Below are 14002 nucleotides of genomic sequence, written 5' to 3' on the forward strand. Positions count from 1 at the left end.
AAGTTTTGATGTTGGTAAGTTTTTATTTTTAATCAATTTATGCCGATAAATGATCAGCAAATTTCACCCATCAAGCCGTCCAATTTGCGCCCATCACACATCTTTAAGCCAGCGGTACATCGCTGCGTTTTGCGCCACGCAGCCACGCACTTCTGGCGCGCGGATTTGCGCTGACTTCAGCGGCACTTGGCGCAATGCGCACAGGTTTGCCAAAATATTTGGCACGCTTTGGCGGCATAATCAGCGCTTCATCGCCTTCCCAGCGCCCTTTGCTGTGGTCGTTAAAAAAGCGCTTGATGCGTCTGTCTTCTAGCGAATGAAAGCTAATCACCGCCAAATGTCCGCCTGCCACCAGCACCGATAAGCTCTGGCGCAAAAACTCGTCCACATCACCAAGCTCATTGTTAATAAAAATACGCAGTGCCTGAAAACTTTGCGTGGCGGGGTGCTTGCCCTTTTGCCATGCAGGGTGCGCCGCCTTAATCACATCCGCCAGCGCAAGCGTAGAATCATAACTTTCCATCGCCTTAATCGCACGGGCAATGCGTCTGCTGTGCCGCTCTTCACCATATTCGTACAACACATCAGCCAGCGTGTCCACGTCCACTTTGGCAAGCCACGCACTCACAGGCTCACCACGCGTGGTATCCATGCGCATATCCACCGCGCCATCACGCATAAAGCTAAAACCGCGTGCGCCATCGTCCAGCTGCGGACTGGACACGCCCAAATCCGCCAGCACGCCATCTACTTTATCAATGCCCATCGCCAAAAGCTGCGTTTGCAATGCTGCAAAGCTGTCATGCACCACACTCACACGCGCATCTGTGTCTGCTAACGCCTTGGCGCACATAATAGCTTCTGGGTCTTTATCAAAGACAATCAGCCGCGCGTCATCACTTAGATACTCAAGCAACAGCCGACTATGCCCACCCCTGCCAAACGTTGCGTCCACATACACACCGCTCACACTGCGCTTGGCAAGCAAATCAAGGCTCGCCACGCCAAGCACGCACGCCACCGTTTCTTGCAAAAGCACGGTCAAATGCGTAAATTGAGTGGCGGTAGTCTCGGTCATAAAAACGTCCAGTGAATCAAGTGGATTGGCGGTGCGCTGCTGTTGGTATTTTTATCAAATTTTTTAAAAATTATAATAAAAGTATTATAATTTTCTTAAATAAATCGCCAAAATCGCAGCAACAATTTTTCATGGTGTATTATCGCAACAACTGCCAGATAGTCAAGCCAAAACCGTGATTTTCTCGCAGTTTTTTGCACTTTTTTATGAAAATCTGCCCCAGCAGACGATTTTTTGGCATTTGCCACAAACAAAGCTACCCACCATTCGTCAAAATTTGGTATCATAACGCATTTATCACCAGATTTTATCATCGGACGGATTTGCGCTTGATTTGGCGCACCAATCCACCGATTTATAATTTTATCTTAAAAATCATTCATTAAAAACGGTCAATAAACCAGCCATTAAAACGACACAAAACCATTGATTTAGAGAGCCATCATGACACAAACCAAAAAAGTCCGCACTCGCATTGCCCCATCACCAACAGGCTTTCCGCACGTTGGTACGGCTTACATCGCCTTATTCAACATGGTCTTTGCCAAAGCGCACGGCGGCGAATTTATCCTGCGCATTGAAGACACCGACCAAGCACGCTCCACCGCCCAATCCGAAAAAATGATTTTGGATGCGCTAAAATGGGCAGGCTTGACGTGGAGCGAAGGCCCTGATGTGGGCGGACAATTTGCGCCATATCGTCAGTCAGAGCGCAGCGACTTGTACAAAAAATACGCCCAAGAACTTTTGGATAAAGGCCATGCGTTTCGCTGCTTTTGTACGCCAGAAGAGCTGGACGCCATGCGTGCTGAGCAGATGGCAAAAGGCGAAGCGGTGCGTTATGATGGTCGCTACGCCAACTTGACGCGCGAAGAAAGTGATGCTTTGGTTGCCCAAGGCAAGCCGTACGTCATTCGTATGCGTGTGCCAAGCGAAGGCGTGTGTACGTTTCACGATATGCTGCGCGGTGAAATCACAATTCCGTGGGAGCAAGTGGACATGCAAGTACTGCTAAAAACAGACGGCTTGCCGACTTACCATCTCGCCAACGTCGTGGACGATCATCTGATGCAAATCACCCACGTTTTGCGTGGTGAAGAGTGGCTGCCATCTGCGCCCAAGCACAAACTTTTGTACGAATATTTCGGCTGGGAAATGCCGGTGCTGTGCCATATGCCACTGCTTAGAAACCCTGACAAATCCAAACTTTCCAAGCGCAAAAACCCAACTTCCATCACTTATTACCGTGATGCAGGCGTACTGCCAGAAGCCTTGATTAATTACCTTGGACGCATGGGCTACAGCCTGCCAAACGAGCAGGAAAAATTCACCCTAGATGAGATGATTGCAAGTTTTGACATCAATCGTGTGTCTTTGGGCGGCCCTGTGTTTGACATTGAAAAACTCTACTGGCTCAATGGCGAATACCTGCGTGCCATGGAGCCAAGCGCGCTGAAAAATGCGATTTTGGCGTGGGCAAGCGATGACGACAAACTCACCGCCATCGCCAAAGCCATCGCCCCACGCATTAACGTGCTGTCGGACGCGGTGAATTGGGCAGGCTTTTATTTTCAAAATCTGCCGAACGTTACTGCCGAAAGTTTTGCGCACAAATCGCTGGATAACGACAAACTGCTAGAAATTCTCTACATCGCCACATGGCAACTGGAAACCCTGCCAGAATGGAGCGAAGAGAACATTTATAAGACGCTAAAAGGCTTGGCGGCGCATTTTGAGATTAAGCTTAAAGACTTTATGCAGCCGTTTTTCGTTGCCATTGCGGGCAGCACGTCCAGCACGCCTGTGATGAATTCTATGGCGGTGATTGGTGCGGATATGACGCTGGCACGCCTGCGCCACGCTTGCGATGTGCTGGGTGGACTTGGCAAGAAAAAACTTAAAAAACTAGAAGAAGACAACAAACGCTTGCCGAACTTTCTAAGCGAAACGGCTTAAGCAAAACAGCCCAAATAAAACGGCTTAAACAAGCGGTCTTCACAAGGTTTAATCGTTAAACCAACACCAAAAACGCCTGCCTTTGCGGGCGTTTTTTATTGTCAATTCACCACCTTTAAAAGCACCAACAAAGCAGCAAAAACCACATCGTCCAAAGCTAAAAGAGCAGGCAAAAGCCCACAAAGTGAAAAACCCCAAAAACACCAGTGATTGATACGCTGGATGTTTGGCGGTATAATGAAAGTGATGGCTTGGCGATACCACCAAATCATCAAACCCACCTTTCAAGTTACAGGCAATACATCATGTCCATGCCTAGCATTTTAAATTTTGCCGATTATTTGCAAAGTTCGCCCACAGATTCTGTGCGCACCGTCATTCATCAATCCGCAGAGCATAATTTGGTGCTGTGGCAAATTCCGCCAAACGCCAAGCTGCCCACGCACCGCCACCCACAAGGGCAAGACATTTGGGTGGTTATGCAAGGCTCGGCACTGCTGCTTGAACAAGCGGATTTGGCAAGCACAAAAAACAACGCCCGCCGCATTCATGCAGGGCAGGCGATTGTGATAGACACGCAGCAAATCCACGGTGTGTACAACGATGGCGCACAAGACTGCGTGCTGGTGTCCATCATTCACCCCAATGCGGCATTTGTGGCGGTGTAGCCTGTTATGGCGATGTCTGTCAGTGATGATGTCCGCCAATATCAAAGGTCAGCGTGCTGTAAGTCGCTTCGTGTTGGCACAGTTTTGGGTCGTGAAAATCTATCTTATATTTCACGCTCGCTTGCCAAAATCCTTGGCGCAAAGGAATGATATGCACCACGCCATCATCGTTGGTCGTATCAAAAAACGCCTGCGCTGATTCTTTGTGCGTGTGGCTGCGGTCGCTTACATCAAAGCCTGCAAAAGTGGCGCTCACTGGGTGATTTGCCAGCGGCTCGCCACGATACAGCACACGCACCGCCAAAGGCTCGCCCACGTGTACATTGGCAGGATTATCCAGCGGCACCATCTCCAAAAGCTGCCCCACAGGTCTTGTAATCACTGCCGTATCCGCACTGTCATGCCCCACGTTCACCACCGCTTTGCCGTACATTCTGGTCTGCTCGCAGTAGCTGGCGTCTGGCATTTGCATCAGGTTTTGTCGCTGCCAGCCTGCGCCATTTTTACTCCAAAAGGTCGGCTTATATTCTGCCAGCAGCAAAAAACTGCCTTCTTGCACAGGTGATTTACTCTGATAACGGTAATTTTTGGCGTCTTTTTGAACAAGCGTTTGCTTGCCCTTATCCGTAACCAAAGTCAAAGGCGCAAATAAATCCGTGCGTGTCTTGGCAATCGGCTCAAACTTGGGAAACTCACCATAACCCAAATTGGCACGCAGCACTTCACCGCCATGCACATGGTCAGCCTGCACCCACACACGGTGCGCCTTGGCTGGCACGCACAGCACACTCGCCGCAGCACACGCCATCAATAAAGCAAATTTTTTCATCATCTCTCCTTTTGTTGGTTTGCACAAAAATCTGATTGTTGGTAAATCATTATGTTATGTTATTTCTTTTTACTTGTCAAACGATTTATGATAATTTATATCATTTCATAAATGCCAATATTTTTATCAACTTTCAATCATGCCAGTCCAAATTGAGAGCATTTTTATCAAAATAAAGTTCACCACAGCGGCGGTTTTGCAACATCATCTCAAGAAATTTTAAATTAAAAAACTTTTAAAATCATAAAGTTGTGTTATTTTTTTAAATTTTTGAAAATTTATGCTTGACGGATAAAAATTCGCCCTATATAATACGCCCCATCTTAGCAAGGGGCTATAGCTCAGTTGGTAGAGCACTTGCATGGCATGCAAGGGGTCAGCGGTTCGACTCCGCTTAGCTCCACCAATTTATGAATTTTGACGCATTGTCAAATTCAACCGCTAAGACCAACGTAAGCACCTAGGCAACGCTTTGTAAGCAAACTTACGTTGTAAAAACTCTTTATATGAGTTGAAAAACGAGCGAATAATGCGAAGTTTATCAGCACATATACGATGCGCTCCATTCGTCTAGAGGCCTAGGACACCGCCCTTTCACGGCGGTAACAGGGGTTCGAATCCCCTATGGAGTGCCAATATTCCAAACAATCCCCAGACCAATGGTTTGGGGATTTGTTTTTATGGCGGTTTTGGTAAAATCAGCATTTGATAAATTTCATCGCTCATTTTTCATTGTAAATTCTCATCACTTGGCAAAACTTGGCAAGCACCCTTTATTCAGCGACTGATGTTTTATGGCAAATTTTCACACGCATTTGACGGTGGCAGCAGTTGGCAGCACGGCATTGGCTGGCGTGATGTTTGCCGCTGGGCAGCTGGGCGCAACCAGCGCTGTGCTGTGCGCAATTTTAGGGACGCTTGGCGGACTTTTGCCTGATATTGATTTGGATAATTCCACGCCTGCCAAACGTGGATTTTTCATCGCAAGCCTAGTCGTATCGGCACTTTTGACCATCGTTTATGCCAATCGCTACACTCAAGATCGGCTGATTTTGGATTCGTTAATTTTATGGGCGGTAAGTTTTGGCGTGCTGCGCTTTGGCGTGCTTGGACTGTTTAGCCACCTAACGGTGCATCGCGGCATGGTGCATTCGGTGCCTTATATGGCGGTGTTTGCGCTGGCGGTGGTGTGCGGTGCGTTTCATGGCATGCGCATGACGGCGTTTGTGAGCTGGACGTTTGGGCTGTTTGTGTTTTTTGGCAGCATGGTACATTTACTGCTGGACGAAGTTTATAGCGTAAACGTGCTGGGCGTACGCCTAAAGCGCTCATTTGGCACGGCTTTTAAGTGGTTTGAGATGGATAAAGCGCTGCAATACCTTGCGCTGTATGGGCTGGTGGCAGCGCTGTTTTATGTCGCTCCGCCTGCCGATGAATTGATAAAAAGACTTGTGAATACCGCTCAATTTTTCACGGCTGCGTTTTAATGGCTGGTTTTTCACGGCCAGCTTTTAATCATCACACTGATTTTAAACGTGATTTTGGCATTTATATGACGCAAATCACCATGCCCCGCCCCAGCGAAACATCATGCCTGTCGCCACAAATGCCACGCTCCACACACAAATCAGCAAAACGTGTACGCCCATATTCTTAAGCGTCTTATCGTCATGCGTGCCACGCTCAAGCCGCGCCACCACACGAAAACGTGCGTGCAAAGCAGTCAAAAGCGTCAAAATCAGCCATAAAAATTTTGCATGAATCAGCGCACCTAACGACCCCAAAGGCGAAAACCACAACGACGCTGGCACAAATCGGCTCAGCAGATACGCTCCAGTAATCACCTGCAGCAAAAGCGCCGCCATGCCCAGCGGTTCGTAGCTTTTTTCAAATGCCAAAAATCCTTTAACATCTTGATTTTTAATGAAATTTGGCATAAGGCGCACCAGCAAATACAAATGCCCGCCCACCCAAATGCACGCACCCAGCAGATGAAAAAACAGAGCGATTTTTTGCATGGCGATATTCCAAATTCTAATTTATGATGATTTGATGGCGATGGCTTGATGGCGATTTATGCAACGATGTAATTTTTATGTTTTTGGGCGGCAAAATCACTACACCGATTTATCTTGCTTATCCTGCCTGCGCCCTGCACGAAACACGGACGTATCGGCATAAAATTGTGGGTCGGCATTATCCCAAAAATACGGCACACCCAAAATCGGCAACGGGTGCAGCTCCCTTGGCGTTACGCCATCTTGCAAAAGTTGTTGCAACTGCGCCGCCAGAGCATCGTCTAGCATGGCAAGCTGAACAGGCAGCGGCGCGGCAAAAAATTCTTGCGGCATAGAAATAATCAACGTGTGGCTGCACAGTGATTTTCTGGGGTGTACAAGCTGCTCAAGCAGCGCATGACCAAAGATGAATGCCTGCGCCTTAGGATTTGGCGTGCTAAAATCCGCCCACTGCGCACGGTGCTGCACCAAGCACGTCTGCCAATCAAACCGCCTGAGGCCATCAGCAATCGCCTTGCCCACATCGTCATCTGCCACCACGACCACCGCACCATTTTCATCAAATACCGTGATGGTATCACGCACACGATTGCGCTTATTGCCGCTGTCATCGTCATGCAAATGCGTGATGTGCTTGGCGTTTAGCACCGCTTTTGATTTGGGAAATTTCGCCCAAATGCACGCACCAAACCAATCGTGCAGATTATTTCTGGTGGGAATTTGCTGGTGCTCACCGATGAATTTTTCGTACGCCACACCGTGCGGCAAGTCGTTTTGGTGTGTAAAAGTCAGTCTTTGCTTGGCGTTATGATTTACAGAGCAGCCACTCACTGCATGACCATACAGCGTGATGGCATTTTTAGCAAAATAAGCGTTTAGCCATTCATACAGCGCACCAGCAAGCGTCAGACGCTCATCATCGCTCGCCTGCGCTGCAGCATCGGCAAAACTTCGGTGCAAATCCGCAAGGTGAAAAAGCCACGGCGCATCGGTATTGATGGTGGCAAATTGACTGATAAAATCGCCGCAATCGCCCGCCATTTATACGCTCGCCCCCACGCTTCTTGCCAGCGCAATGCCTTCTTCAATGGACAGATACGTTTTTTTGCTTGGCGTGTCTTTAAAAACCACGTCGCCATCTTGGAAAATCACGCACTCGTCCACCGCCAGCTGCTGCCACGTCTCGTTGTCGGTCAGCGGTATGGTTACCAAAACGGTTACTTTGTCTTTGTCGGTGGTTACGTCTTTAAAATTGACACTCATCTCACCATCAGAAAGTTTCGCTTCGCCAAACGGCGCTTGGCGTGTCAAATAAAACAGCAGACTTCCTGCATAGGCAAGCTGCCAATTTCCGTTAGAAATCAAGCAGTTAAATAAACCATTGGCGGATAAATAACGGCACTGCGCCGTCAAAAACGCAAACAAGGCTTCATCTGATGGGCGTGTTTTAAACGTGGCTTTTAGGCGGTTTAGCAGATAGCAAAACGCAAGCTCGCTGTCGGTGTCGCCCACAGGTGCATAATGCTCGGCATTGCCATTGGCAATCAGGCGCTCGGTGCGGCGAATAAAGCTGTCGGTCATCTGTCCATTATGCGCAAACGCCCACTGCTCGCCCCACACTTCACGCACAAATGGGTGCGTATTGGCAAGCGAATTTTCGCCCGTGGTGGCTTTACGAATGTGGGCAATGACGTTCATCGCCTTGATGGGATAATGATTCACCAAATCCGCCACAGGCGACAGATGGCTTGGCTTGTCGTCGTGAAATTGGCGCAATCCAATTTTGCCATTGGGATTACGCTCAAAAAATGCGATGCCAAAGCCGTCTTCGTGATGGTCGGTCGCACCGCCACGCTGACGAAAGCCTGCAAAGCTAAAGCCGATGTCGGTCGGCGTATTGCAATTCATTCCAAGTAGTTGGCACATAGATTCTCTTTTTATTTTTAATTAAAAATTTTCTTTTATTTTCTTATTAAACAGCGCAACAATCAGCGGTAAACTGCTCGCCAATCAGCCACGAAAAGCAAAATACACCGCCCCTAAAATGCACAAAAAACTCCACAGATAATTCAACTTAAACCCTGCGTTCAAATACACCACCGCAAAAATGGCAAAGACTGACAAGGCGATGACTTCTTGTAAAATTTTCAGCTGAAAAGGATTGATTCCCCACTTTGCGCCAAAGTGATTGGCAGGCACAGCAAAGCAATATTCCACCAGCGCAATCGCCCAACTAATTAGCACAATTTGCCAAATCGGCAAAGACGTGGCATCAGGCTTGATGTGCCAATACCACGCAAAGCTCATCACGATGTTAGAAAGACACAAAAGCGCAACGACAATCAGCCAAGACATAAAATACTCTCATGCTAATTTAAGTCATTAGGCGACTTTTGCCCAATGCAAACTCGCCAATCGCTTCATCAAATCAGGGTTTTTCACCATGATGTCATCGCCTGTACGTCCTTGTTCACGGTTATAATGAATCACATTTAGGCGCAGCAGCCAAAAAATCGTTGCGCTGTAGGCAAGCATGACAGGCAAAGCCGCCGTTTCATCGCCTGTCAGCGGACGCACGCTTTCATAGCCCTGCATAAAGGCGCGCATTTTGCTTTCATCAAAGTCCACACGCTCGCCATCGGTGGCATTACCCCAAGTGGTACAAAAATCGTTAATCGTGATGGCAATGTCCATCACATAATGCTCCACGCTCACTTCGGTAAAGTCCAAAAGCCCCGTCAGGCGTGGCACAGACAAATCCCACAGCGTGTTATCGGTAAACATATCCAAATGGCATAAGCCCTTTGGCAAATCGCTCGGCAAACGCTCATACGCCGCCCAAATGTCGTTCATCAGCCCAGCTTCATCGCTTGGCATAAAGGCGGTTTCACGCGCTTTCACCCTTGCCCAATCGTACAAAGGCACGCCGTATTCTTCGGCAGGTTGCAGCGTTTGCAAGGTGTTATGCAAAATCGCCAACGCTTCGCCCATGCTGTAGCACATCGCTTCGGTGGTGGCAGCTGGATGCTTGCCTGCCAGCTTTGGCACGAGCAAAATTGCCTTATTTTCATAGCGCATGACGCAATCTTCGCCAATATTTTCGCCTTTGGCGGTGAGTTTGATGAGCGGTGCAGCAATCGGCAATTTGTCCTTCAAGGCGTGCATGACGGTCGCCATTTTTATAATGTCAGCAGGCACACGCTCTTCAAACAGCGTGAACACATAGCTAAAATCATCGCCTTCATCGGTGTCTGTTTGGATAAACCAGTTGGAATTTTTGATGCCTTGGGTGATGGGAATGGCTTTTTTGAATTTCACGCCATACAGCCCACAAAAGGCAAAAAATTCATCATCAGACAAATGGGTATAAACAGACATAGGATTTTTCCAAATTAACAAATCTCAAAAGCCCTATTGTAAAGGGTTTTTGTGAATTTTACCATTAAAAAACGCACCGATGATGGTGCGTTTGTCATTTGTTGGTGAAATGTGGTGTTTTCACCCATCAATGATTTAAAATCTTGGACAAAAAGCCTTTGGCGCGCTCGCTTCTTGCACCAGCAAAAAACTCATCACGACTGCAATTTTCCACCACATGACCTTGATCCATAAAGATGATGCGATTTGCCACTTGACGTGCAAAACCCATTTCATGCGTAACACACATCATCGTCATGCCGTCTTTAGCAAGACTCACCATCACGTCCAGCACTTCTTGAATCATCTCAGGATCCAGCGCCGATGTCGGCTCATCAAAAAGCATCGCCACAGGATCCATAGACAGCGCACGGGCAATCGCCACACGCTGCTGCTGACCGCCAGACAGCTCGGCAGGATACTTATTGGCGTGCGCCGACAGCCCGACACGGTCAAGATACGCCAGACCCTTTTTGATGGCTTCGTCTTCTTTTCTGCCCAGTACCTTAATCTGCGCCAGCGTCAAATTTTCCTTGATGGATAAATGCGGAAACAGCTCAAAATGCTGAAACACCATGCCCACACGACTGCGCAGCTTGGCAAGGTCGGTCGCTTTATCGCCCACAGACGTGCCACCCACCAAAATTTCGCCTTTTTGAAATGGCTCAAGCCCATTGACCGTCTTAATGAGCGTGGATTTACCAGAGCCTGACGGCCCACACACAACCACCACATCGCCTTTATGAACGTGCGCCGTGCAATCGGTCAGCACCTGAAAATTTCCATACCACTTGCTGACGTTTGACAGCTTAATCATAATCTCATCAGACGCATGACCTTCATTGGACACCAGTCCGCCAAATTCGTTAATCCATGTGGTTTCGTTGATTTTTTCTACAATCGCCATTGACTTTCCTTTGTGTTGTTTTCATTTTTTGTTTGCGTTTGGCCATTCTTGCGGCATTTAGGCTTGTTTTTTTAAGCCATCATCGCCACAGCTAAAACCGTAAGCGGCGCTTGAGCGCATTCACGCCTGTGCTGGCAATCAAGCTAATCACAAAATACACCACGCCTGCGCCTAAAATATAAGGCGTCAGATAGCCCATCAAATCACCACGCACATAAGCTGCGCGGAACAAATCCACAAGCCCAATGGCAAAAACCATGGTCGTGTCTTGAAATAAAATAATGCACTGCTGCAGCACCAAAGGCAGCATTTTACGAAAGGCTTGTGGCAAAATCACCAGCTGCATGGTCTGCCGATACGTCATGCCAAGCGCATACGCTGCCGACACTTGCCCACGCCCAATAGACTGAATGCCTGCACGCACAATCTCACTAAAATACGCCGCTTCAAACAGCATAAACGCCACTACACAAGACGTAAAGGCAGTATCCAGCGTGAAAAATTTGCCCGTAATCCAGTTATAAATCATGGGTACGGCAAAATAAAACCACAAAAGCACCAAAAGCAGCGGCACAGAACGAAAATAATTGACGTAAATTGCCGCAGGAATGGACAGCCATTTTTTGCCAGACAGTCGCATGAGCGCCAAAATCGTACCTATTGCCAAACCACCAACGATGGCAAGTCCTAGCACCTTTAAGGTAACGCCAAATCCCGCCATCAGTGCAGGCATGGCAGCATGAAGTTCTGTCATCATGTCGCACCCCCTTGTCCGCTGATTTGTCCTTTAATGCGCAGTTTTTTCTCAAGGGCGGTCATACCAAGAATCAACGCCAAATTAAACACCAAATACAAGACTGTGGTGAATGTATAAACTTCAAAGTTATTTTGGGTGTATTCGCTGATGGTTTTGGTTTGGCTGATAAGCTCTGCCACGCCCACAAGCGAAGCGACAGACGCATTTTTAAAGCAGTTGGTCAGCTCTGATGACATTGGCGGTAAAATCACCCGAAACGCCTGTGGCAGCAGCACATAGCGATACGTCTGCGCTGTGGTAAACCCAAGTGCAAAGCCAGCATTCGCCTGCCCTTTTGGCAAAGACTCAATGCCTGTGCGCACTTGCTCGGTGATGCGCGCTGCAGTAAATAGCCCAAGCCCAATGCTTGCCGACATTACTGCTGTGGTATTAAACGACAACGAAAACCACCATGCACGCACCCCATCAGGTAATAAAGTTGGCACGACATAAAACCAAATGAACAGCTGAATGAGCAGTGGCGCATTACGAAAAATGTTCACATAAGTTGCAGCGATGTTTTGTGCAAGTTTACTTGGTAAAGTACGCATAACGCCCAGCACAAAGCCAACCACCAGCGCAATCACCCACGCACTGCCGCCCACCACCAAAAGCCAGCCAAAGCCCTTTAATAGCCAATGCCAATACAGCTCGCTGCCAACGCCTGTGGACTGCCACAGCACGCCCCAGTTCCAGTTATAATTCATCTATACAATCCTTCAACCCACCAAGAAAAACCACTTGGACAAGCCAAGTGGTCGTATGCGCGCTTAGCTTGCGGCTTGCGGCTCAGCCTTGTCATGTGGATTGGTGAGCAGCTCTTTTAGGTTGTCAGACATTGGGAAATCTAGGTTGACATTTTTTGGCGGAATCGGCGTGGTGAACCATTTGCCGTAAATGTCGTTAATCTCGCCAGACGCATACACGCCTTTTAGGGTGTCGTCCACGATTTTCTTAAACTCGGCATCGCCTTTACGCACCATGCAGCCATAGATTTCAAAAGATTGCGGCGTACCGACAATCTCCCAGCCAGCTGGGTCTTTGGCTTTGGCTTTCTCGCCAGCAAGCAGTACGTCGTCCATCATAAAGGCTTCTGCACGTCCGCTTTCTAGCATCAAAAAGCTCTCACCGTGGTCTTTGGCAGACACGATGTTAATGCCAAGTTTATGCTCGTCATTGTATTGCTTGATGTAGCGCTCTGAAGTTGTGCCTGCGGTAGTAACAAGCGTCTTGCCGCCCAAATCGCCAAAATCTTTGATGGCTGAGCCTTTTGGTACAAGCAGACGTGTGCCAATCTCAAAAAAGCCCACAGAAAAATCCACTTGCTCTTGGCGTTCGGTGTTGTTCGTCGTTGAGCCACATTCTAAATCCACCGTGCCATTTTGAATCAAAGGAATGCGGGTTTGTGATGTTACTAAGTTATAGCGCACTTTCAAATCTGGCATTTGCAGCTGTTCTTTAAGCGCTTCTACCACTTTTAATTGCAAATCGTGCGCATAGCCGACTGGCTGATTTGGATTGTCAGCGATGTATGAAAACGGAATGGAAGAATCACGGTGCGCCAGCACAATCGTGCCAGATTGCTTGATTTTATCCAGCGTGCCTTGAGTGCTGGCAGCTGCGGTGTCGGCAGACTTATCACCGCCGCACGCTGTCAAGATGGCAAGTGGCAAAGCAAGCAGCGTGAATTTGGCAAGGGTTTGGATTTTCATAAAAACTCCTTTTTAAAACTTTGGGGAAAAGTCCACACATTCCTTTGTGATATGTGCGATGTGTTGGTGGCTTTATCATACGCACAAATTTCTCAGATTGCAAATGGTTTTTGCACGATTGTTTTTGTATGATTATTATCATAAAGATTTTTGGCATGGTTTGTGTGGTGGTTTTTATGGCAATTTGACCACCTTTGCCGCCCACACCCACCAATTTAAAACATCTTGCCCACCTAAGAAGCCAGCTTCATCACCACCACGCCAGAAATAATCAGCGCCGCGCCCAGCCAACGCCCAAAACTGGACGGATCACCAAAAAACACCACGCCCACCAAAAACGCCCCTGCCGCGCCAATGCCTGTCCACACCGCATAAGCCGTACCCATCGGAATCGCTTTTTGCGCCATAAACAGACAAAAACCGCTCGCCGCCATAAACGCCACCGCCATCAGCGTGCCAAGCACACGATAGCCGTCCGATTGCGCAAGTTTTAGCCCCAAAGGCCAGCCGATTTCTAATAAACCCGCCAAAATCAAATACACCCAAGCCATCGTCATGATTTCACCCTTTTAAACAATTTTACCTTTTTGGGCGGTTTCACTTTTTTGGTTAAGCGATTTC

At 48.1% G+C, this 14002-nt stretch carries 15 protein-coding genes and 2 tRNA genes; 5 read left to right on the top strand and 12 right to left on the bottom strand.

Translation table 11 applies throughout. The annotated features are described in order from the left end of the window. Positions 1 to 103: 103 nt before the first annotated feature. Positions 104 to 1078 carry a 16S rRNA (cytosine(1402)-N(4))-methyltransferase RsmH gene (rsmH, locus tag B0181_RS06365; RefSeq protein WP_078276677.1) on the bottom strand — a complete coding sequence of 325 codons (975 nt, stop codon included), beginning with the start codon at positions 1076 to 1078 and terminating at the stop codon, positions 104 to 106. 444 nt (positions 1079 to 1522) lie between these two features. On the opposite strand from rsmH, the gene gltX reads away from it, so the two are divergent. Both gltX and B0181_RS06375 read left to right on the top strand, forming a co-directional pair. Then, positions 1523 to 3034 carry a glutamate--tRNA ligase gene (gene gltX / locus B0181_RS06370; RefSeq protein ID WP_078276678.1) on the top strand — a complete coding sequence of 504 codons (1512 nt, stop codon included), beginning with the start codon at positions 1523 to 1525 and terminating at the stop codon, positions 3032 to 3034. A 305-nt stretch (positions 3035 to 3339) separates the two neighbouring features. Continuing rightward, positions 3340 to 3702 (top strand): cupin domain-containing protein, encoded by a 363-nt coding sequence (locus B0181_RS06375; protein WP_078276679.1) that lies wholly within the window; start codon positions 3340 to 3342, stop codon positions 3700 to 3702. 19 nt (positions 3703 to 3721) lie between these two features. On the opposite strand, the gene B0181_RS06380 is transcribed toward B0181_RS06375, so the two are convergent. Next, positions 3722 to 4531, bottom strand: a complete 810-nt coding sequence (locus B0181_RS06380) for a DUF4198 domain-containing protein (protein WP_078276680.1) — start codon at positions 4529 to 4531, stop codon at positions 3722 to 3724. Between the two features lie 330 nt (positions 4532 to 4861). On the opposite strand from B0181_RS06380, the gene B0181_RS06385 reads away from it, so the two are divergent. The 3 genes from B0181_RS06385 (at position 4862) to B0181_RS06395 (ending at position 6018) form a co-directional block, all read left to right on the top strand. Further along, a tRNA-Ala gene (locus tag B0181_RS06385) sits at positions 4862 to 4937 on the top strand. Positions 4938 to 5090: 153 nt separating this feature from the next. Further along, a tRNA-Glu gene (locus B0181_RS06390) sits at positions 5091 to 5166 on the top strand. Between the two features lie 159 nt (positions 5167 to 5325). Further along, positions 5326 to 6018, top strand: a complete 693-nt coding sequence (locus B0181_RS06395) for a metal-dependent hydrolase (RefSeq protein WP_078276681.1) — start codon at positions 5326 to 5328, stop codon at positions 6016 to 6018. A gap of 75 nt (positions 6019 to 6093) precedes the next feature. Here the strand turns inward: B0181_RS06395 and B0181_RS06400 are convergent, their stop codons facing one another. From B0181_RS06400 to B0181_RS06445, 10 genes are all read right to left on the bottom strand, one after another. After that, positions 6094 to 6549 (bottom strand): CopD family protein, encoded by a 456-nt coding sequence (locus B0181_RS06400; protein WP_078276682.1) that lies wholly within the window; start codon positions 6547 to 6549, stop codon positions 6094 to 6096. A gap of 99 nt (positions 6550 to 6648) precedes the next feature. Beyond that, entirely contained in the window at positions 6649 to 7590 is a 942-nt protein-coding gene (locus tag B0181_RS06405) for a DUF3025 domain-containing protein (RefSeq protein ID WP_078276683.1), read from the bottom strand. Further along, positions 7591 to 8475, bottom strand: a complete 885-nt coding sequence (locus B0181_RS06410) for a class II glutamine amidotransferase (protein ID WP_078276684.1) — start codon at positions 8473 to 8475, stop codon at positions 7591 to 7593. Between the two features lie 84 nt (positions 8476 to 8559). Beyond that, the gene (locus B0181_RS06415; RefSeq protein ID WP_078276685.1) at positions 8560 to 8904 is read right to left on the bottom strand and encodes a DMT family protein; all 345 of its coding nucleotides are present in this window, start codon (positions 8902 to 8904) and stop codon (positions 8560 to 8562) included. Positions 8905 to 8931: 27 nt separating this feature from the next. Further along, the gene (locus B0181_RS06420) at positions 8932 to 9927 is read right to left on the bottom strand and encodes a homoserine kinase (RefSeq protein WP_078276686.1); all 996 of its coding nucleotides are present in this window, start codon (positions 9925 to 9927) and stop codon (positions 8932 to 8934) included. 127 nt (positions 9928 to 10054) lie between these two features. After that, positions 10055 to 10783 carry an amino acid ABC transporter ATP-binding protein gene (locus tag B0181_RS06425; RefSeq protein ID WP_143821579.1) on the bottom strand — a complete coding sequence of 243 codons (729 nt, stop codon included), beginning with the start codon at positions 10781 to 10783 and terminating at the stop codon, positions 10055 to 10057. A gap of 181 nt (positions 10784 to 10964) precedes the next feature. Then, a complete protein-coding gene (locus B0181_RS06430) occupies positions 10965 to 11630 on the bottom strand; it encodes an ABC transporter permease subunit (protein WP_078276688.1) in 666 nt (221 codons plus the stop codon). Beyond that, positions 11627 to 12376 (bottom strand): amino acid ABC transporter permease, encoded by a 750-nt coding sequence (locus B0181_RS06435; protein WP_078276689.1) that lies wholly within the window; start codon positions 12374 to 12376, stop codon positions 11627 to 11629. Before B0181_RS06435 ends, B0181_RS06430 begins: the two co-directional genes overlap by 4 nt. Before the next feature lie 63 nt (positions 12377 to 12439). Next, positions 12440 to 13381: a glutamate/aspartate ABC transporter substrate-binding protein gene (locus B0181_RS06440; protein WP_078276690.1), complete on the bottom strand. Its 942-nt coding sequence runs from the start codon at positions 13379 to 13381 to the stop codon at positions 12440 to 12442. Between the two features lie 233 nt (positions 13382 to 13614). After that, positions 13615 to 13938 (bottom strand): DMT family transporter, encoded by a 324-nt coding sequence (locus B0181_RS06445; protein WP_425452018.1) that lies wholly within the window; start codon positions 13936 to 13938, stop codon positions 13615 to 13617. Positions 13939 to 14002 lie beyond the last annotated feature (64 nt).

It is taken from the genome of Moraxella caviae, assembly GCF_002014985.1.
GTDB lineage: Bacteria > Pseudomonadota > Gammaproteobacteria > Pseudomonadales > Moraxellaceae > Moraxella > Moraxella caviae.

Bases quoted from the DNA above. Each gene is read 5' to 3' on its own strand.
- B0181_RS06440 (WP_078276690.1), bottom strand. From the start codon at position 13,381: ATGAAAATCCAAACCCTTGCCAAATTCACGCTGCTTGCTTTGCCACTT.
- B0181_RS06435 (WP_078276689.1), bottom strand. From the start codon at position 12,376: ATGAATTATAACTGGAACTGGGGCGTGCTGTGGCAGTCCACAGGCGTT.
- B0181_RS06405 (WP_078276683.1), bottom strand. From the start codon at position 7,590: ATGGCGGGCGATTGCGGCGATTTTATCAGTCAATTTGCCACCATCAAT.
- gltX (WP_078276678.1), top strand. From the start codon at position 1,523: ATGACACAAACCAAAAAAGTCCGCACTCGCATTGCCCCATCACCAACA.
- B0181_RS06430 (WP_078276688.1), bottom strand. From the start codon at position 11,630: ATGATGACAGAACTTCATGCTGCCATGCCTGCACTGATGGCGGGATTT.
- B0181_RS06400 (WP_078276682.1), bottom strand. From the start codon at position 6,549: ATGCAAAAAATCGCTCTGTTTTTTCATCTGCTGGGTGCGTGCATTTGG.
- rsmH (WP_078276677.1), bottom strand. From the start codon at position 1,078: ATGACCGAGACTACCGCCACTCAATTTACGCATTTGACCGTGCTTTTG.
- B0181_RS06415 (WP_078276685.1), bottom strand. From the start codon at position 8,904: ATGTCTTGGCTGATTGTCGTTGCGCTTTTGTGTCTTTCTAACATCGTG.
- B0181_RS06395 (WP_078276681.1), top strand. From the start codon at position 5,326: ATGGCAAATTTTCACACGCATTTGACGGTGGCAGCAGTTGGCAGCACG.
- B0181_RS06380 (WP_078276680.1), bottom strand. From the start codon at position 4,531: ATGAAAAAATTTGCTTTATTGATGGCGTGTGCTGCGGCGAGTGTGCTG.
- B0181_RS06420 (WP_078276686.1), bottom strand. From the start codon at position 9,927: ATGTCTGTTTATACCCATTTGTCTGATGATGAATTTTTTGCCTTTTGT.
- B0181_RS06445 (WP_425452018.1), bottom strand. From the start codon at position 13,938: ATGACGATGGCTTGGGTGTATTTGATTTTGGCGGGTTTATTAGAAATC.
- B0181_RS06375 (WP_078276679.1), top strand. From the start codon at position 3,340: ATGTCCATGCCTAGCATTTTAAATTTTGCCGATTATTTGCAAAGTTCG.
- B0181_RS06410 (WP_078276684.1), bottom strand. From the start codon at position 8,475: ATGTGCCAACTACTTGGAATGAATTGCAATACGCCGACCGACATCGGC.
- B0181_RS06425 (WP_143821579.1), bottom strand. From the start codon at position 10,783: ATGATTAAGCTGTCAAACGTCAGCAAGTGGTATGGAAATTTTCAGGTG.